Origin of the sequence: Candidatus Agathobaculum pullicola, assembly GCF_052117205.1 — a bacterium.
Taxonomy (GTDB): Bacteria; Bacillota; Clostridia; order Oscillospirales; family Butyricicoccaceae; genus Agathobaculum; species Agathobaculum pullicola.
In genome coordinates this window covers 87017-105536 of record NZ_JBQKJP010000001.1, presented here as the reverse complement: position 1 = coordinate 105536, position 18520 = coordinate 87017, and the positions used below count along the sequence as shown (strand labels likewise).

The 18520-nt window shown below is 56.2% G+C and carries 23 protein-coding genes; 2 read left to right on the top strand and 21 right to left on the bottom strand.

From position 1 onward, the window contains the following. Positions 1-50: 50 nt before the first annotated feature. The 10 genes from ACTQ3V_RS00635 to ACTQ3V_RS00590 form a co-directional block, all read right to left on the bottom strand. Positions 51-785: a DUF3801 domain-containing protein gene (locus tag ACTQ3V_RS00635; protein ID WP_441363947.1), complete on the bottom strand. Its 735-nt coding sequence runs from the start codon at positions 783-785 to the stop codon at positions 51-53. Continuing rightward, on the bottom strand, positions 766-2172 hold the full coding sequence (locus ACTQ3V_RS00630) for a relaxase/mobilization nuclease domain-containing protein (protein ID WP_441465809.1): 1407 nt from the start codon (positions 2170-2172) through the stop codon (positions 766-768). Before ACTQ3V_RS00630 ends, ACTQ3V_RS00635 begins: the two co-directional genes overlap by 20 nt. After that, entirely contained in the window at positions 2172-2483 is a 312-nt protein-coding gene (locus ACTQ3V_RS00625) for a plasmid mobilization protein (protein WP_441363949.1), read from the bottom strand. The genes ACTQ3V_RS00630 and ACTQ3V_RS00625 overlap by 1 nt, the downstream gene beginning before the upstream one ends. 346 nt (positions 2484-2829) lie before the next feature. Next, positions 2830-3627: a Fic family protein gene (locus tag ACTQ3V_RS00620; protein ID WP_441363950.1), complete on the bottom strand. Its 798-nt coding sequence runs from the start codon at positions 3625-3627 to the stop codon at positions 2830-2832. Next, entirely contained in the window at positions 3620-3907 is a 288-nt protein-coding gene (locus ACTQ3V_RS00615; protein ID WP_441363951.1) for a hypothetical protein, read from the bottom strand. The genes ACTQ3V_RS00620 and ACTQ3V_RS00615 overlap by 8 nt, the downstream gene beginning before the upstream one ends. A gap of 93 nt (positions 3908-4000) precedes the next feature. After that, positions 4001-4729 (bottom strand): DNA-methyltransferase, encoded by a 729-nt coding sequence (locus ACTQ3V_RS00610; protein WP_024723025.1) that lies wholly within the window; start codon positions 4727-4729, stop codon positions 4001-4003. Further along, complete coding sequence (locus ACTQ3V_RS00605; RefSeq protein ID WP_441363952.1) at positions 4719-5309, bottom strand: hypothetical protein; 591 nt, start codon at positions 5307-5309, stop codon at positions 4719-4721. Before ACTQ3V_RS00605 ends, ACTQ3V_RS00610 begins: the two co-directional genes overlap by 11 nt. Continuing rightward, positions 5310-6083 carry a DUF7768 domain-containing protein gene (locus ACTQ3V_RS00600; RefSeq protein ID WP_441363953.1) on the bottom strand — a complete coding sequence of 258 codons (774 nt, stop codon included), beginning with the start codon at positions 6081-6083 and terminating at the stop codon, positions 5310-5312. It lies immediately after the preceding gene. Then, entirely contained in the window at positions 6080-6721 is a 642-nt protein-coding gene (locus ACTQ3V_RS00595) for a hypothetical protein (protein WP_441363954.1), read from the bottom strand. Before ACTQ3V_RS00595 ends, ACTQ3V_RS00600 begins: the two co-directional genes overlap by 4 nt. A gap of 14 nt (positions 6722-6735) precedes the next feature. Next, positions 6736-7500 carry a phosphoadenosine phosphosulfate reductase gene (locus ACTQ3V_RS00590; protein ID WP_441363955.1) on the bottom strand — a complete coding sequence of 255 codons (765 nt, stop codon included), beginning with the start codon at positions 7498-7500 and terminating at the stop codon, positions 6736-6738. 105 nt (positions 7501-7605) lie between these two features. Here ACTQ3V_RS00590 and hbs point away from each other — a divergent pair, with 105 nt between their 5' ends. Next, the gene (hbs, locus tag ACTQ3V_RS00585; protein WP_441464617.1) at positions 7606-7878 is read left to right on the top strand and encodes a non-specific DNA-binding protein Hbs; all 273 of its coding nucleotides are present in this window, start codon (positions 7606-7608) and stop codon (positions 7876-7878) included. Positions 7879-7919: 41 nt separating this feature from the next. Here hbs and metK read toward each other — a convergent pair whose 3' ends face one another. From metK to ACTQ3V_RS00535, 10 genes are all read right to left on the bottom strand, one after another. Then, entirely contained in the window at positions 7920-9071 is a 1152-nt protein-coding gene (gene metK, locus ACTQ3V_RS00580) for a methionine adenosyltransferase (protein ID WP_441465808.1), read from the bottom strand. Then, complete coding sequence (locus ACTQ3V_RS00575; RefSeq protein WP_441465807.1) at positions 9061-9426, bottom strand: DUF3846 domain-containing protein; 366 nt, start codon at positions 9424-9426, stop codon at positions 9061-9063. Before ACTQ3V_RS00575 ends, metK begins: the two co-directional genes overlap by 11 nt. A gap of 110 nt (positions 9427-9536) precedes the next feature. After that, complete coding sequence (locus ACTQ3V_RS00570; RefSeq protein WP_216632164.1) at positions 9537-9803, bottom strand: hypothetical protein; 267 nt, start codon at positions 9801-9803, stop codon at positions 9537-9539. Positions 9804-9891: 88 nt separating this feature from the next. Next, entirely contained in the window at positions 9892-10398 is a 507-nt protein-coding gene (locus tag ACTQ3V_RS00565) for a gamma-glutamylcyclotransferase family protein (RefSeq protein WP_441465806.1), read from the bottom strand. Position 10399: 1 nt separating this feature from the next. Next, positions 10400-10648 carry a hypothetical protein gene (locus ACTQ3V_RS00560; RefSeq protein WP_441364320.1) on the bottom strand — a complete coding sequence of 83 codons (249 nt, stop codon included), beginning with the start codon at positions 10646-10648 and terminating at the stop codon, positions 10400-10402. Between the two features lie 5 nt (positions 10649-10653). Continuing rightward, complete coding sequence (locus tag ACTQ3V_RS00555) at positions 10654-11616, bottom strand: amidoligase family protein (RefSeq protein ID WP_441465533.1); 963 nt, start codon at positions 11614-11616, stop codon at positions 10654-10656. Beyond that, positions 11613-12758 (bottom strand): DNA (cytosine-5-)-methyltransferase, encoded by a 1146-nt coding sequence (dcm, locus tag ACTQ3V_RS00550; protein WP_441465805.1) that lies wholly within the window; start codon positions 12756-12758, stop codon positions 11613-11615. The genes ACTQ3V_RS00555 and dcm overlap by 4 nt, the downstream gene beginning before the upstream one ends. 14 nt (positions 12759-12772) lie before the next feature. Next, a complete protein-coding gene (locus ACTQ3V_RS00545; RefSeq protein ID WP_441465531.1) occupies positions 12773-13075 on the bottom strand; it encodes a hypothetical protein in 303 nt (100 codons plus the stop codon). Then, a complete protein-coding gene (locus tag ACTQ3V_RS00540; protein WP_502918983.1) occupies positions 13065-13715 on the bottom strand; it encodes a hypothetical protein in 651 nt (216 codons plus the stop codon). Before ACTQ3V_RS00540 ends, ACTQ3V_RS00545 begins: the two co-directional genes overlap by 11 nt. Beyond that, a complete protein-coding gene (locus ACTQ3V_RS00535) occupies positions 13681-13998 on the bottom strand; it encodes a DUF6809 family protein (protein ID WP_441465530.1) in 318 nt (105 codons plus the stop codon). Before ACTQ3V_RS00535 ends, ACTQ3V_RS00540 begins: the two co-directional genes overlap by 35 nt. A gap of 320 nt (positions 13999-14318) precedes the next feature. Between ACTQ3V_RS00535 and ACTQ3V_RS00530 the strand changes: the two genes are divergently transcribed. Then, positions 14319-14756 (top strand): cytidylate kinase-like family protein, encoded by a 438-nt coding sequence (locus ACTQ3V_RS00530; protein WP_441465804.1) that lies wholly within the window; start codon positions 14319-14321, stop codon positions 14754-14756. Between the two features lie 198 nt (positions 14757-14954). On the opposite strand, the gene nifJ is transcribed toward ACTQ3V_RS00530, so the two are convergent. Next, complete coding sequence (gene nifJ, locus ACTQ3V_RS00525) at positions 14955-18485, bottom strand: pyruvate:ferredoxin (flavodoxin) oxidoreductase (protein WP_441465803.1); 3531 nt, start codon at positions 18483-18485, stop codon at positions 14955-14957. Positions 18486-18520: the final 35 nt, after the last annotated feature.

Genomic DNA, 18520 nt, shown 5'->3' with positions numbered 1-18520 from the left:
AGGCCGGCAGAGTAGAATGCTCTGCCGGCCTCGCTGACGAAACGGCTTCCTTACTTTGTCCTATCCGGTCGTACTTTTTGACGGACCTTTTCCTTGGCCGGGGCAGACTTCTGCCGGGTATCCAGCTGCGCCTGATAGCCTTTCAGCCGTTCCAGAACCGAAGGGCGCTCACTCGTCATCGTCCCGGCAGCCGTTTCCCTGCCGCTGGATGAGGTCGATCTGCCTTTGGTATCTGGCAAGTCTGTTCCCGACCGAGATCCTTTTTTTGGCGTCACCCCCTGCCGCTCGCCCACAGGCGGCGTTACAGGCGTTTCTTCCTGCCGAGGGCGTTGCTGTTCGCGCTGAGGCGCCTCCTGTCCCACACGGGCTTCCTGCTCCTTAGAGGGGGCATCCTGCCGCGCCTGCTCCGGCTGTCCGGTATAGCGGATGCGCTCAAAGATCATATTGGCGCGGTCGATCTCCGTTACCGGCATGATCACATCCACGACTTTTCCCTTGTTATCCGAATCGCGGATGGCAGAGAACAGGATCTTCTGCTTTCCTGCCCGCTGCCTGAATTGCTGATACTGTTCCGGTGACATGGAAAATCGCCGCACATCGCGGGTCTCCTTCAGCATCTTGACCAGATTGACTTTACCGGAAATGGTCTTGTGGTTTTTCGCCAGCGCCATGGTGAGCGCCAGCATATTTTTGATGGCGGAGCCGCTCAGCCGGACAGCGACCTCGCTGCCGGAGAGCATCATGCGTACCAGCTGGTCCGCCGCTTCACCGCCTCCGATGTTCATGTTCCTGCACCTCCTTCTGATGTTCTTCTGTTTTCTGGATGTCCTGCTCCATTGCAGGCGTCTGCTGGCAGATTTCCCGACAGAGCTTCCACTTTTCCCGCTCCGCCCGGATCTTCCGATTCACCTCTGAGAGCTGCTCATACACTTCTGCCTTTTCTTTCTTCAGCACCTCCCGCGGAATGCCGCTATCCTCCAGCAGCTTCACGGCTTTCATATACTGCTCGAATTCCTGCTCCATGCCGGTGAGCCCTTCCTCGTATAACGCCCTGCTGGGTTCCAGCGCCTCCGCGTTTGCCAGCGCCGCATAGAGCGGCTGGCGTTTCTTCTTCCGCACATTGAGGAGGGTCCGCTGCTTTGTCAATCTGCCCAGCGTTTCCTCTGTGCGTTGTTCGAATGCCGCCATGTCAGCAGGCGTTGTGATGTCATTTTCCCGTAGGAACGCGAACTGTGCCTGATACCGCTCAAAGTGCATGACCGCCCGCCGCAGATGCGGCGTCATGCGGGGCGGGTACTGCCGCTTTTCGATCTTGCCCAGCAGGTAGAGATAATGGACATAGAGGGCGAGGAAACCGCTGTATCTGGGATGCTTCCGATACGGCTGATATGCCGGACGCACAGGCAAGACAGGCCGCAGCCCCGCTTCGATCTGTTCCAGGTTGCCCTGGATGGCAGTGCGGATACCGTCCTCTGTGAACAGCGGATCTTGCCTGCCGGGGTACTGGTATCGATCCTGCCCCCGCAGCCGGAAGCCGAGCCTGCCGCCATGATAGATCTCATACCCCTTATGCTCCATGAGCAGGAAGAAGTGACCGAGGTCGTTGGCATCCCGGATGGCATCCCGCAGATCTGCCTCCAGCATGGAGCGGAAGGTGGGCTGCCCCCTGGACTGGCGCAGCCACTCGATGTAGCTGACCGACCTGGCAGGCTCGCCCTGCACGATGACAGATAATCCATGCTCCCGGCAGAGCCGGTCTGAAATGGCACGGATCTGCTGGTAGTAGCTTCGGGCATTGCTGTGGTATTTTCCTCCGGTAAGCTGGTTGACGGAATTGAATACGATATGGGCGTGGATGTGTTCCCGGTCTGTATGGATGCCGATGACCGCCTGGTATCCGGGCAGATGCTCCCGCACGAATTCCTGCGCGATCTCCAGCGCCAATCCCGGCGTGATCTCGCCCGGACGGAAGGACTGGATGATATGATAGAGCTGTACTCCGTCTGTTTTATTCCAGCGGATCTTGGCATCCTGCATCTCGGCACAGGCACTTCCGATTGAGCACCCCTGCGCGGCAGTCAGCACCTGTTCCTCCGTCTTGTCACCGTTGACCACATAGGCAATGGCCTGCGCCAAACCGGCTCTGCGGGCAAGGATCTTTGTGACTGCCATTACTGTTTCACCAATTCTGTCATTTTTGTCTCTATCGTCCGCATCAGGAATTTCAGTTCCCTGACATCCTCTTTCGTCGCAAAGCCGGCGTTGGCTTTGCGGGCGATCTGATTGATGTTATTGCCGATGTGGTTGATCTCCACATACAGGTCGTGGAGCTCCTGCGGTGGCCGCTGGCGGATGGCAACGCCGCCGATCATCTCCCGGATCGCCGCGCTGACCGGCAGGCCGGAGACGGCGCAGATCTGCGACAGCTTCCTGCGCTCCGCGTCTGTCAGCCGGACGGAGATCATGTGTGTTTTTCCGGGCATATCGCCCTCCTTTCCTGCGGCACTGCCGCAAAATCTTCCGCCCGCAGGCGGCATTGGGGACTGGGGATGCCCCAGCAAGCGCGTTTGTCATACAAACGCTATGCTTGCGCCAGCGCCGCCATCGGCGGCGTTGGCTGTTCCCCGCCGACGGCGGGGCGCTTTTTGAGAGGTAGGTTGATTCCAATGCAGGTGGACACGGTCCGCACCTTTTCCAGAAAAAAGAAATGTCTGGCAGCAGCGCCAGACATCCGGTTTCGCAGGGTCCTTCCGCACAGGGTGTCAATGTAACACCCAAAATAGAAGAGGCAGGGTGTCTTGATGACACCCTGCCCGTTCAAATATTGAATCAACGCTCGATCTCTTCCGTTTTCTGCCTGCTGTTTCGTGCAGTAGTTCGAGCTGCGTCGAAGGGAAGGACGAATCCTTCTACCTGTTGATAATAGCTCGTCTGTTCCTCTACAAAGAATGCCTCAAGAGGCGCATAGTCTCCTTTGGACTGTGCGGTGTTCAGCGCATGGTAATACTCGATTTTCTTATCATCACTTATCACGAAGGGTACCAATCCGTTTTTCAGACATTCTTTGAACAGAATCACGCGGCCGGTTCTCCCGTTTCCATCTTGAAAAGGATGGATCATCTCATATTCAGCGTGGAACTTAGCCAGATCCGTCAGAGTATGCTGTGGGAGAGCATTGTATCCCGCAAGCAATTCTGTCATGCGCGCTTCCACTTCTTCCGGCAGGGCCGTGACAATATCTGAGACACGGTTTCTTCTGTTCTTATATTCCCCGATGGGATAGCCGTTGGCAATATCTTCAAAGACACCGCTTTTCAGCTTGTAGTGATATCGTTTAATGAGTTCGTGTGAGAGCGGTTGATCGTAGGTCTTGAGCATTTCATTGAACATCAGAAAATGCCCCGTCATTTCCTCTACGTCCTTTGCTCGGATCAGCGCATCTTCAGCAGATAAGGTGCCGGTATCAAACAGGGAGGCCGTTTGCTTTTCTGTTAAGGTGCTTCCTTCAATTTTGTTGGAATTGTAGGCCAGCATTCTCTGCGTAATAGCGTAAACACCGCTGCGGTCGTTTTTCTTCTGCTCAATTTGGAATCTATCGATCAGTTCTTGTACAAAATGATTACTCACAGGAGATGCCCTCTCTTTCCATACGGAGATATTTTTCTCTCAGATACCATGCCTGTTCTGATGAGATGACCTGCTCTACTTCATATGAATTGATCAGCGCATTCAGGTCGCACCACCAGAGATCCCAATGGTTATCCTGCCTGCCGCTGTCAATGATGTTCCATGATTCCTCCATTCTCAGGATGGATTCGTGGAGGTCTTCCGGCAGTCCGCATTCCAAATAGGACTGGTCCAGCGGCTTTCCCGTTTCCGGATCATATTGTGCGTTTCGATCATTCATACCTGCGTCCTCGCTTGTAACACCATTCTATTGTTTTTATTATACCGACTTATCCCTGTTTTAGCAAGTAGTGTTGCCAGACAGCCCAGTATATCATGCCGCCTTTTCCAGCTCGGCTCGGATACGTTCCCGTGCCAGCTCCGCATAGGTGTCTGTGACTTCGATGCCGGTGGCGGTATAGCCCTCCTGCACAGCCGCCAGCACCGTGGTGCCGGAACCGGCGAAGGGGTCGAGAATATGCCCGCCCGGTTCCGTGATCTTCACGATGTCCCGCATCAGCTGCAGCGGCTTCTCCGTCAGATGGATGCGGCTCTGAGGATTGCCGTATTTGAACACGCCCGGCAGACACGGGACCGGGCGGCTGATAGGCATATCGCCGTTGGAGCCCCAGACGATATATTCCGCCTGCTGGCGGAAGCGCCCCTTCTGCGGGCGGCTGTTGCCCTTATCCCAGACAGCGGTGCCCCGCCAGATCCAGCCAGCCCACTGCAGGGCGTCGGTGGCTGCCGGGAGCTGCCGCCAGTCAATGAACATACAAACCGGCGCGCCGCTCTTGCATACCTTTCTTGCCTCATACAGCCACTCTGCCGCCCAGCGGGTCCAGGAGCGCTGGTCCTTGGCGTCCCCATCGAAAGGGGGCGGCGCGTTCTCACCCATACTGGAATACTTCCGGGCGGTGGATTTGTTTTTCTCCGCCTGGGTGCGTCCACCGGACGCATAGGGCGGATCGGTGATCACAGCGTCAAAGGTGTTGGGGGCAAAGGTCCCCAGCACCTTCAGAGCATCCCCCTGGAGGATGCTCCATTTCTGATTATCGCTCATACTCATGCTTCTCCTTCTTTTTCGTTCGATTTTCGCGGGGCGGAGACAGCTCCGTCTCCACATATTCGCTGATGATTCCCAGTGCTTCCTCGTAGCTGCGGCACGCTCCACCCATGATGCGGGCCTGCATTTCCTTTGCTTCTGCCGCCATGCCATTCTGCCGGAGAACTCTGGCGGCAATACCCATCAGATGGAAGATGTTGCCGTCCTGCCCCAGCAGAGGGCAGAGAGGGCGGGGTTTCTCCTGCCGGGCAGAGTGGAATCCACCCAGTCTGTTGGGAACATAGTCAGAAAGCCATGTGCCTCCGAATGCGCCGTGGGTCTGCAAGCGCCACATTGCCAGTTTCCCCATGTCCACCTGAATGTCCTCGAAGGGGAACAGCAGATTGGTGAGTCCATCGTGCTGAAAAACCTTGACCGTCTCAAAGCGGCTGCCATTCTGCAGGATGCCGTCCTGCGTCAGCAGGTCGTTGATGCCATCCAGCCACTCCCGCGCCTCACCGCCGCAGCCCTGGAGCACCAGTCCCTCCTGATGCTCCATATCCCGCAGATCGTCCGCGCTGATCTTTTCAATTGGCATTTATCTCTCCTTTCTTTTGGGATGCCGTGCAGGTGGCGTCCGTCCAATGGTTGTCTGATCCGTCATCACGGGGATGCCCAGCTCGCCGGCTTTGTAGATCTCCTGCCACATCCCATCCGTCCAGACCGGACCGTACACATTCATCTGCTGGCAGGATTCCAGCAGGCGCAGTCCCATCGCCCTGGCTTTCTCGTCCTGGGCGGGATCGGCGGGATCTGCGACAGGCGGGAACAGCAGATGCGGACAGATGGGGATATTCCCCTCCGCAAACACCTCCTGCGCTTTCTGCCGCGCAAACTCTACATTGTTTGTCACATCGCCCCGCAGCGGAGCACAGATATAGACCAGCTTGGGGCCGCTCCGTTCCAGCTCCGGCGTGCGCTCCCGGAATGCGGACAGATACTGACCGACGGCATCCCGCAGAGCGGCATAGTCCGCGGCAGTGGGGTGATAGGCGTACCACTCCACTTTTCCGTAGTCATCCCACAGGTGGGGAATGACGCCGCTGCGGAAGTTCGGGTTGTTCGGCACCTGCTTTTTGCCCCAGACATCCTGAAAGCGCAGCAGCGTCCGGTCCACCACACCCTCCGTGCGGTTGAGCACCGTGAGGCGGATGGCGTCATATTGGCTGGAGATGTGGGTAGAGAGAAACTCTGCCCGTACACGCAGGTCATTTCCGAGATCTCCCACGCACACACGCCCGGAAAATTGAGGCCGATCCACGAGATTGCTATGTTCAAACAGCTTTCGCAGTTCCTGCTCATACACGGTCATCGCTCTACACCTCGTTTCTTTGGCGTTTTTGTTTTCATAGGGCTTGTTTCTTTTTGCAGGGGTTGCACTGTCTCACGCCCGATGCCGCGGATCACGCTGCGGCTCTTGCCGCTCAGGACAAAGGTATCCCGTGTATCGTTGCGGACTTCCTCGCAGGGCAGGATCACGGCAGAACCGGTGATGCGGATATCCCCCTGCACCGTGCCATACACCTTGCAGTTGCCGGACAGGATGGGAGTCCCCATCGTATGGGGATCGTGAATGATCTGCGCGTTTCCGGAAGCCAGCGCTTTTCCGGTCATGGAGGCTCCGCGGAGATAGGCGTTGTCCTCGGCGCGGCTGTGGCCGCTCATCACGCTGCCTTTGGAAACATAGGCGCTGCCACAGGCAATGGCGTCGCCCCGCAGACAGGCGTCCCGATCCACATAGGCGTCACCCGCTGCAATGGCGTCATCGAAGATCCACGCGCAGTCTCCCGGCTCCGCGGACAGGTTGCTTTCGCTTTCCACGAAGCCACCTATGTCGCCTGCGCGGATCTCGCCGCAGATATCCCGCAGCGCACGGATGCGGTGCAGGAACGGATATTCCTCATGGGCCATGTCTGTGATCTCATATTTCTGATTGCTGATGGTTCTCATCTCCTTTTTCTTTTTTATGCCGCTTTTGGGTACAGGGCATCTTCTTTTCGGAATGCCGCATCGATGTCGGAAAAGCGCTCCGTGCGGTTGAATTTCTCGGACACCTTTCCCGGCATTGCCTGCAGTTCCAGCATTTTCGCCCACAGCTTCGGATGGTTGTCATAGAGGTGCCGCAGTTCCTTCCGCTTGGCATTCGGGCAGAACCAGCAGCCGCCACGGTCTGTAAACGCATAGACAGGTGAAAGCAGCCCTGCCGTTTGGCAGAGCTGCTTTGCATCCTCTTCGGTGTAGTGATATTTTTCCAGCAGGGACACCTGATTTCCCTGCAAGCGGCGCAAGCGCACCGGCTCATCGCTGGCGATGCCCACATACTGCACAGCATCCGGCGTCAGAGTCTTGTTATACCGGCGGATGGGACGGAGCTTGCAGTCCCGCTGAACGTAGCAATGCCCGCACAGAGGGAATCCGCGTCGAAGTCCTTTTTTCGGACCGCGGGTAATGGCTCCGGCAAACAGGTCCAGATAGGTCTTATCCGAACGCAGCACACGGACAGGGACCCCCAACTGTTCCAGCCTGGGGATCGCAGTCTCGTAGATGAATGCCCGATGCTCCGGCACCTCGCCGGAGGTCCTTTTATCGAACATCACCTCACAGTAGACCACTTCATCCAGCGGTTCCCCGTGCTCCAGCGCCAGCAGGATCGTAGCAAGGCTATCTTTGCCGAAGGAGCAGGCTGCAATATGTGGTGTTTTCTTCTTTTCTTTTGAAATCGTGATCATCCTCTCTGATTCTGTTTTTGCTGCAGTATTGTCAGCAGGTGGGGAGTCTGCTATAATAGCGCATATCATTTCCGGTCATTTTAGATATAAAGGAGACGAAATACGATGAATAAGACAGAACTGATCACCGCCATGGCGGAAGCCAGCGGCCTTACCAAGAAGGACTGTGACACCGCTCTGAATGCGTTTGTCGACACGCTGCAGGCTGCGTTGAAGTCCGGTGACAAGGTACAGCTGGTGGGCTTCGGCACTTTCGAGGTGAAGGAGCGCGCCGCCCGCACCGGCAAAAATCCCGCCACCGGAGCCACCATTGAAATCCCCGCTTCCAAGGCGCCGGCTTTCAAGCCCGGCAAGGCATTCAAGGATTCCGTACAGTGATAACACGCCCGCGAGAGACGATCTCTCGCGGGCCTTTTCTGTTATCGGTCCGATACGCCCATGTCCTTGGCATGACAGGCACATTCCAGCACCTCTGTCATATCCGTGCGCTCCCAGGGCGCGTCCGCATGGGTGAAGTGACCGTAATTGCAGAACTTTTGGAACATGGGCTGATCCAGTCCCAGCGTTCCGATCATGCCGTCCGGTGTCAGGTTGAATACCGTGCGGACTGCCTGTTCCAACACGTCATCGGAATAGATGCCGGTATGCTCCGTATCCACCGTCACCGCTACAGGCTGTGCCCTACCGATGGCATAGGCAAGGCTGATGGTGCAGCGCTTTGCCAGTCCTGCCGCCACGATATTCCTGGCAATATAACGGGCCATGTACGCGCCACTGCGGTCCACCTTCGTTCCATCCTTGCCGGACAGCGCGCCGCCGCCATGAGGGGCGAGGCCGCCGTAGGTATCCACCATCAGCTTGCGTCCGGTGAGCCCGGTGTCCGCTTCAAAACCGCCCTGGACAAATCGACCCGAGGGGTTGATCAACACCTCTGTATGTTCATCCGGCGGCAGCTCCTGCATGGCGGGCCGGATCACATGGAGCAGGATGTCCCGGCGCAGTTCCGGCAGGGGCAGTTCCTCCTCATGCTGGCAGGATACCACCACTGCGGCAATGCGGTACGGGACTCCAGAGCGGTATTCCACAGACACCTGCGCCTTGCCGTCCGGACGCAGGCCGGGGATGATGCCCTGTCTGCGGGTATCGGTCAACAGGCGGGTCAGTCGATGCGCCAGCACCACAGGCAGAGGCAGCAGCTCCTTTGTTTCATCGCAGGCAAAGCCGTACAGGATTCCCTGATCTCCTGCGCCGGTCTCCGTGCCGCCACACACGGCTTCCGCAATGTCGGGACTCTGCTCATGGGTGATGACCTCCACCTCATGGTCACTGCCGCCGTATCCGGCTTCCCGCACCGTCCTGCAAATAATGGCAGGGATGTCCGGAATCTTCGCTGCCGTGATCTCGCCTGCGGCGATGATCTTTCCGGCTGTGGCCATGACCTCGCAGGCAACGCGGGCAGCGGCATCCTGCGTAAGGCAGGCATCCACCACCGCGTCCGCGATGGTGTCGCAGAGCTTGTCGGGATGTCCCTCGGTGACTGACTCAGCAGTCAGAATGCAGTTATCTTTCATATTCATGCTTCTCCTTCTTCGTTGGTTTCTTTTGTGCCTCCGGCTGTTTCGGAACAGAAAGGATCATTTCATGGCTGTATTTGTCCTTGTACTTTTCAATCTGCTGCTCCGTCAGCGAGGCAAAATCATCCTCTTTAAGACCGGCAACAAAAAATGTGCCGCAGACAATGTCATATGGCACACCGTGATTATCGGTCAGGGCGCGGTTCCACGGCAGGCCCAGCAGCTTGCCCTCGTCATTGCAGACGAGCGCCACCGGGTCATCGAAGGGGTAAACTGCCTGAATGGTGCCGCCTACCAGTTCCTGCATGGCAGAAAGGGTGTGGTCGATCTCCTGCACTTCAGGCAGTTCCATGGGGCGCACCACAAGGACTTTCATTTTTTCTGTGCTGATATGGGTTCCTCCTTCTTCAAAAGAAAAGCGGCAGCGACAGATTCCTCTGCCGTTGCCGCAAATGGTGATTCTTATTCTTTTTTGGATGCCAGCGTCCGGGTCTTCAGCAGGGCATTCTCCAACGCCCGGTGATCTTCATGCTCTGGCCACCATTGGGGGCGCAGGAATCCCAGCGCCGCAGCAGCCCATTCATAATCGGTCCGTTCCAGTGCGCCGCCCAGCAGCCCCTGCCGGAATTTCCGGTGCCGTTCCCGCACCGCCGGGTCAACACTATCCCGTTCCAGATACAGTTCCAGAAAGCCGCCGAGGACAGCGGCTTCCTCCATCGTGTAAAACATATCCGCACCCCTTCCACAAACAGGGGATATTGTAACACACGCGGCGGAAATTGCAAACAGGCTATTTCTTTCTGCTGCGGCAGAGCCATTACCGTTCCGGCTCTTTGTGTCGTTCCGATTTCTTATTCCTCGGCTTATCCATTTTTCCGGAGAACACCTCGTCAACGGTCCTGTCCCACGCAGCCTGTAATGACTCCACCGGCAGGCCGTTGGCTTCAAAGCCTCGCTGGATCACGCGGTAATAATACGGGGACGGCAGTGCAGGCTGGCGGCAATAAGGCTCTGCCATGATATAGACCATGACGGGGATCTCTGCGCCAGCCGCGTCTTTAACCGTCACGGTTTCTTTCGTGTAGTGGCGGGGATACCCCTCGTACCGGTCCAGAGACTGTTCGCAGTTTGGCGTGAGCTTCCACAGCAATCCATAGACAACGCTGCCTTTTTTCGGCGCAACGGTAGCAAAGCCGCTGCCGCGGAACCGCAGTTCGTAGTTTTCCAGCCTGACCGGTCCCACGATCTCGGCATCCGGACAGCGCTGCGCCATCTGCTCCAGATCAAGGTTGCTGCCGTAGGCAAAATACAGGTTTTCCTCCATATCACACCTCCAGCATCGTTAGAGCGCCAAAGCGTTCCAGATGACGGAGCAGGGCTGCCGCCTGTGTCTCCGCATCGCCATCCGGCAGCGGACAGTCCATTCCCGTGGTGCGGATGACATTATTCTGTACAAACCAGATGTAGGTCTCCACATCCGGGAACTCTGTGGGATCAAAGCTGAGATCCCGAAGCTGTTCCATGATCCCGGCTGCGGTTCCTTCGTACATGGTATCTTCAATTTGAATCTTCAAAGGCTTCACCTCTCCATTTCTCTGGATTTTTTCTTCTTTTTGTTGACTGCATAGCTGTCCTTATCGAAACGCCACGCCCGATCACCGTCCAGATTTGCCAACAGGTGGTCACGGGTATGCTTGAATTCCTCGCCGTTGAGTCCCAGCCGCACCAGCCAGACCCGGAAGGTAAACAGCTCATTGTCGCTGTGGGTCTTGCGCATGACCGTGCTGCGCTGGGCAATAGCCTGGGCGGAGATGGCAAGGCACAGATTCACATAGGCGGCGACTTTTCCCGCATGGAGCGTGGAATTGAAACAGCGCCATTCCACCGTCCCCCGGTAAAAGACCGAATGCAGATTCAGCGCGTAATAGCGGGTCCAGTTATAGTGGTCTGCGCTGCCGTTATCTCCCTCGTACCAGATATTCTCCAGCTGCGTCAGGTCCCTTGTCTCATCCGACGAGAGCCTGCGTGCCTGCTTCAGCATGGGTTCCCGCACCTTCTGACACCAGCGGGACGCCCGGCTTTCATTGACCTGCAGCGCTTTGAACAGGATATCCTCCTTGGAGTACATGATGCCGATGAGGTTTTTCAGACTCTGCCGGTTATGGTTTGCGGCGTCCACATGGACATGGATGCCGCAGGAGCTGTTGGCCTTGGCCCCTGCGTGACGCACCTGCCGGACACACTCCTGCAGCTTGGGCAGTTCCGCATAGGTGAGCTTTGGCGTTACCATCTCCACGCGGTATCTGTAGTCACCTGTTGCACGATAGCCGCTGCCGATCTTCTGCTCCCCGTGGATGCTGGAGTCACTCATGACCGTCCACTCTTTGCCGTCCCGATCCGTCACACACCATTTATCGTAAGCGCCGCCCACATAGCGGGCGTCCGTTGCAAAATACGAAGCCAGTGCTGTTGCCGCCTGCTCACGGGTGATGCCGGTCATTTCAACTTCCACGCCGAAGCACTGGTCCTTCAACCCGATCATGCGGCAGCACCCGCTTTCAGTTCCGCATCCACCTCCCGGATACGGCGCCCGATGGCCTCAATGACATTGGCGGTGACGCTGTTGCCCGCCTGCTTATACGCCTGTGCGTCAGACTGGATGGCGAGGATGCGGTCGATCTGCCACTCATCGAAGCCCTGCAGCCGCAGACACTCCCGCGGCATCAGACGCCGGATGCGTCCGCCACGTTCCACGATGCCCTGGATGCAGCTCGTCTCCAATGTATGGGCGATATCCTGTCCCACACGACCACGGCGAGTGTTGCTCCCGGAAAAGCCGAGATCGACGCTGTCACCGGGATTTGCCTCTTTATAGCCTTTTTTCGTGGCTTCCTTGATGAGCAGAACGCCGGAACGCTCTGCTTTATGATTAGACAGCGTTGTCTGACCATAACGGGCAGTGAGGCAGCGGGCGGTGTCCGTCTGTTTTGGCTTTCCTGCGCACAAATCCACAAATGGTTTCTGTGATGGAATAAGGTACAATCCTGTTTTGCCGCCCACACCTCCAGCGCCGGCAGTCTGCGTGCAGGCTATTCCATCTGCGTCGTAGACACGGGAGCCTTGCGAGCCTCCGAGGACTTGTATAAGAGCTTTTCCACCTGTGCCGAAGACAGGAAATATTTTTCCGGCGCATCGGGGATCAAGATAGCAGATAAGGAACAGCCGCCTTCTGGATTGCGGGACTCCAAAATGTTTGCTGTTAAGCACCATCCATTCCACGCGGTACCCCAGGTCATTAAGCGTGGCGAGGATGACAGAAAACGTCCGGCCTTTGTCATGCGACAGCAGTCCCGGAACGTTTTCGAGCAGAAGATACGAAGGTCGTTTGGATTGAGCCAATCGGGCAATTTCAAAGAAGAGAGTGCCACGGGTGTCGTCAAAGCCCCTTCTTCTGCCAGCGATTGAAAATGCCTGACAAGGGAATCCTCCGCACAGAAGGTCGAAGTCCGGCAGGTCTGCGGGGTCGATTTTTGTGGCATCGTGATAATATCGTTCCTCCTTTCCCGGCTCATAAATGGCCTCATAGCTGGCATTGGCGTATTTGTCGATCTCGCAGTGTCCTACGCACTGGAAACCGCCCGCGCGGGTCAATCCCGTGCGGAAGCCGCCGATGCCGGCAAACATATCAAAATATCGGATCAGGTCATCTCATCTCCTTCCTGCAGGGCAAGCAAAAAGCCGAGGACGCTTTCATCTACATCCCCGGCGCTGCCGCTATCCTGCGCTTCTTCTTTGGTAAGCTGCACTCCCCGCAGTTCCTGCCGGATAGTCTGGCGAACGGCATCCAGCAGTTCCTGCTGCCCTTTATACTCACAGACCATGCGGCAGACCGCGGCGGTGCGCTGCCCCGCGGGGATCTCCGTCAGCTTCTTCCACGCCCTGCGCTGTATGGGCGAGGACATGGAAAAGGACAGATTGATCCGCTTTTTGTTACTGCTCATCGTTCTTTGTGAGCCGCTCTGCCAGCCGCTCATAGCCTTTGGCGTTGAGGGACACATCGTCAAGGATGACTGGGCGGCAAAGGCCGTCCGCAGCGGATACATTCCGCTTCAGCAGCGCCGCGCCGCCGCCCAGAAAAACAGCAGGCATGGCACGGGTATCCAGTCCACTCTCCGTAATGGCGGAGAGCAGGCGATGGACATAGGCGTCTGCCTGCCGGTCAATAATTTTTCTGGCATCCTCGTTGATATGGACAGCATCGCCGCGCAGCACGCTTTCCATCTGTGCCGCCGTCATAGACAGGCCCAGTGCGCGGCGGATCTGCTCACCGATCTCATCCAGACAGCGGATCATGCCAAGTTCCAGACTGCGGCAGGTCGATGCATTGGGGATACGGTTGTCCAAACGCATCAGATCCACCGTCCAGCCACCGATATCCGCCACGATCACAGAAGGCTCATCCAGCAGAATGCTCTGGGTCAAGACCGCGGCATAGCCCTGTGGGAACAGGGACACCTTGCGGATGGCGATGGAGTATTCCTGCCCCTCATAGCGGAAACTCACCGTTTTCCCATCCCGGAGCAGATAGGTGAGAGGTGCTAAATGCCTACTGCTTCCTGTTACAATCATCAGAACTGGCATCTGTCTCAACTTCTTCAACTGACAATGACTGCCTGTCCTGTTTATAGTAATTCAATTCGTTTGCCATTTCCAAAGCCAGGTGAAAGCCACAGAGAAAACTGTCCATGGAGCGCTCTTCTGCCATTAGATTCTGGGTATCCATGATCCGCAGCACCAGTTTTCTCTCCGGTTTTTCCAGTCGCTCAATGAGCTGACGGTGGCAAACTTCAATTTCCTGTTCAGCTTCTGCCATGGGCACAGGTGTATAAAATCTATCATACAGCAGTTTCAGTGTATTGCGCATATTATCCTACCCCCTTGTAGCAAGACAACATACCACAAGCGGATAGAAAAAGCCACAACAATATTTGCATCACTGCAATTTAACTGCATCCAAATTTCGGAAGTTGTTTTTGTGAAGCATAGGCCAAAATGAAGGCATATGGAACACCACATGCCCTCATTTTCCCCATATACGGCTGGGGCTTAACCCGTATCGAGAGATCGTTTTTCGCAGCACTTCTCAAATAGCGGGGGCGAGGACAGTTAACCGGCTGTTTTCGCCCTTTTCTGACGTGCGCAAAAAGAAGGGCCTGCGGATTTTCCGCAGGCTCTTCCACGCTGATGCGCAAAATCGGTTTTTTGTTGTCCTTTTGCGGGGGTGCCTATCTGTCCTCCGCGTTTTCTCATCGGGTGCCCGGCCTGAACAATGCGGACTATCTTTGGACGATTCAGTACAACACCATCACCGAACTGGCGGAGAAGGGGCCGTGCGTTATCGTAGGCCGCTGCGCGGATTATATCCTGCGGGAAAAGGCGGATTGCCTGCGGGTGTTCATCCATGCGGATATGAAATTCCGTGCCGAGCGCATTGTCAAGGTATATGGCGAACGTGAAGCCTCCCCGGAGCAGCGACTCAAGGACAAGGATAAGCGCCGTGCCATCTATCATCGGTTTTATACCAATATGAAGTGGGGCCGTGCACAAAATTATGATATCACGCTCAATAGCGGAACACTGGGAATCGATACCTGTGTATCCATTATCAAAAGGCTTTACTGATGGGCAGCAGTACTACCACCTACATGGATGAGGAAAAGCATGTCGCCGATATGATAGGCAATCCAACATTTGAGCGTGCTCGGAAAACCGGAGTTGGTTTATAAAAGACAAAAACCCGTTTCATCGATAATGGCATTATCGATGAAACGGGTTTTGCCGTCAGAGACTATCAGACAAACATTTCAGAGAGTAGGAATATTATGCGTTGGTGTTTTCCGCTATTTTGCGGTACTTTTCATAGCGTGCCTTGATATCGCAAATCGCTTTTTTATAAAGGGCGTCGGCACGATCGGGGAAGTTATTTTTGAGCGATGCGAAACGGTTTTCGCCCATCAGGTAATCCATCAGCTTGCTGGTATCCGGCTCGGGAGAATCCAGCTGGAAGGGATTGAGTCCCTGCTCTGTGCGGCGCGGGTCGTAGCGATACAGCTGCCAGTATCCACATTCGACCGCTTTCTTCATTTCGGTCTGCGTGCAGCCCATGCCTGCCTTGATATGCTGCTCAAGGCACGGGCAGTAGCAGATGATCAGAGACGGACCCGGATAGGCTTCCGCTTCGCGGATGGCTTTGAGCGTCTGTGCCTGATCGTAACCGATGGCTACCTGTGCGACATATACATAGCCATAGTTCATAAAGATGGCGCCGAGGTCCTTTTTGGCAATCTGCTTGCCGCCCGAGGCGAATTTTGCCACCGCGGCGGTCGGCGTTGCCTTGGAGGACTGTCCGCCTGTGTTGGAATAGACTTCGGTATCCAGCACCATCAGGTTGACATCCTGATTCTGTGCGAGCACATGGTCGATACCGCCGAAACCGATATCGTAAGCCCAGCCGTCGCCGCCGATTGCCCATACGGATTTTTTCGACAGATACTCCTTGTTTTCCAGTACAAAGGCAACATCGGGCGTTTTTTTGACATCATTCAGCATTGCAATCAGTGCATCCGAAACTATGCGGGATTTTTCCCTATCGTTCCAGTTTGCCAGATAAGCGTGGATGGCATCCACCGCGATGCCCTCTTCAAGAAGAGCATCCAGACGCACAAAGATTTCTTTGCGGATAGCATCCTGTGCATGGAAAAAGCCGTAGGCAAATTCCGCGTTATCTTCAAACAGCGAGTGCTCCCAAGCCGGGCCAAAGCCGCGCTGGTCTTTGCAATACGGAAGAATGGGGGCGCCGCCGCTGTATGCAGAGGAGCAGCCTGCCGCGTTGCCGATGTACATATGGTCGCCCACCAGCTGGCTGACCAATTTGATGTAAGTGGTTTCGGCACAGCCGGCACAGGCGGCGGAGAACTGGAAGTAGGGCTTTGCAAACTGGATGGACTTCATGTTCTTGTCGCTGATGACATCCGGCTTGAGATAGCGTTCGTTCATCGCAACCGAATCAAAGTTATTCTGTTCTTTCTTCATTTCTTCAAATGGCGTCATAGTCAGTGCGCCCTGAACAGGGCATGCTGTCAGGCAGACGCCGCAGCCCAGACAGTCATAGGGGGAAATCTGAATCCGGTAGGAATACGACGGCGCATCCTTGCCCAATCCCTTGGCCGGTACCGTCTGGAAGGAAGCCGGTACGCTCGCCTTTTCCTCTTCGGTCAGCAGAACCGGGCGGATGGCCGCATGCGGACAGGTGGCTGCGCACCGGTTGCACTGTGCGCATTTGTCGCCGTCCCACTTGGGCACCATGGTGGCAACGCCGCGCTTGGCATAAGCCGAAGTACCGTTTTCCCAAGTGCCGTCCAGCACGCCGTGCTTCTGGAATACCGAAACCGGCAGTTTGTCACCTTGCTGGCGGTCCATGGGCAGTACGATGTCCTTGACAAAAGGCGTGGCCTCGATTTCCTGCGCCGGGGCATCGACCGCATCGGCCCAGTTTGCCGGAATCTCCACCTTGACGGCGGCGCTGATGCCGACGTCTACCGCCTGATTGTTCAAATCAACAATCTTCTGCCCAGCCTTCTTGAAGTAGGAATTGTAGTTGTTCTTCTTCATATCCTCAACCGCGACATCCAGCGGGATGACCTTGGTCAGTGCGAAGAACGCTGCTTGCAGGATGCTGTTGGTGCGTTTGCCCAAACCGATTTCAGCGGCGAGTTTGGCGGCGTCGATGATGTAGAACTGCGCATGCTTGCGGCACAGGTCGCGCTTGACCTTGGCCGGCAGGCGGGTTTCCAGTTCTTCTACACTCCACGGGCAGTTGAGCAGGTAGATACCGCCCTCCTTGAGATCTTCGGTCGTATCGTATTTGCTGACATAGGTCGGCGCGTGTACCGCTACAAAATCCGCAGCCGAAACGAGATAGGTCGAGCGAATTGGCTCGTTTCCAAAACGCAGGTGCGACTGGGTAAGGCCCCCTGATTTCATGGAATCGTAGGAGAAATAGGCCTGCGCGTATTTATTGGCCGTCAGACCGATGGTCGTGATGGCGTTTTTGTTGGCGCCTACCGTGCCGTCGCCGCCGAGACCCCACAGTTTGCAGGAAACCTGACCGGGATGCGCCATCTCGATTTCCTGATAGTCGAGCGAGGTGTGGGTCACGTCGTCGTTAATACCGATAGTAAAGTTGTTTTTCGGGGTATCCTGCGCGAGATTGTCATAAACAGCAATCAGCTGGCCGGGCGTAGTGTCCTTGGAGGACAAGCCGTAGCGGCCGCCGATCACCTGAATATCGCCGCGTCCTGCCTGATGGAGCGCCGTGCAGACGTCCAGATAGACCGGCTCGCCCACCGAGCCGACTTCCTTGGAGCGGTCGAGCACTGCAATCTTTTTGCAGGTTGCCGGAATGGCCGCCGAAAAATGCGAAACCGAGAACGGACGGTACAGATGGATCTGCACCATGCCGACCTTGCGGCCGTGTGCGTTGAGGTAGTCAACGGTTTCCTTGAGCGCTTCCGAAGCCGAGCACATCACGACGATGACCTCCTCGGCATCCGGTGCGCCGTAGTAGTTGAACAAATGGTAGTCGCGGCCGGTCAGCTCGTTGATTTTGCCCATGTAATATTCGACCGTTTCCGGCACAGTCGCGCTTTTGACGTTTGCGCCTTCCTTGCACTGGAAATAAATATCCGGGTTGACGTTGTTGCCGCGGTTGGTCGGATGCTCAGGGTTGAGCGCCTGTGCGCGGAATTGCTTGAGCGCGTCATAGTCGATCAGGCCACGCAGATCCTCATAATCGAGCGCTTCGATGCGCTGCATTTCATGCGAGGTACGGAAACCGTCAAAGCAGTGCATAAACGCATACTTGGCGTGGATGGCCGACAGGTGCGCGACCGCACCCAAATCCATCGCTTCCTGCGGCGAGGAGGACATCAGCATGGCATAGCCGGTGGTACGGCAGGTCATAAAGTCGGTATGGTCGCCGAAGATGGAATGGTGGTTGGAGGTAACCACACGGGAAGCAATGTGCATGACATTGGGAAGAAACTGACCGCCCATGGCATACATGGCGGGAATCATCAGCATCAGACCCTGCGATGAAGTAAACGTCGTGGTCAGAGCGCCGGCCTGCAAAGCGCCGTGGCAGGTGCCCGCGGCGCCCGCTTCGGACTGCATCTGAATCACATCCACGGTCGAACCAAACAGGTTCTTTCTGCCCTTGGCAGACCATTCATCCACCTTTTCCGCCATCGGGGAGGACGGCGTGATCGGATAGATTGCCGCCACCTCGGTAAAGGCATAGGCAACATGGGCTGCAGCCGTGTTTCCGTCCATCACGGCGTAATTTTTCTTCATTGGACTTTCATCTCCTATATCGACAGATACTTATT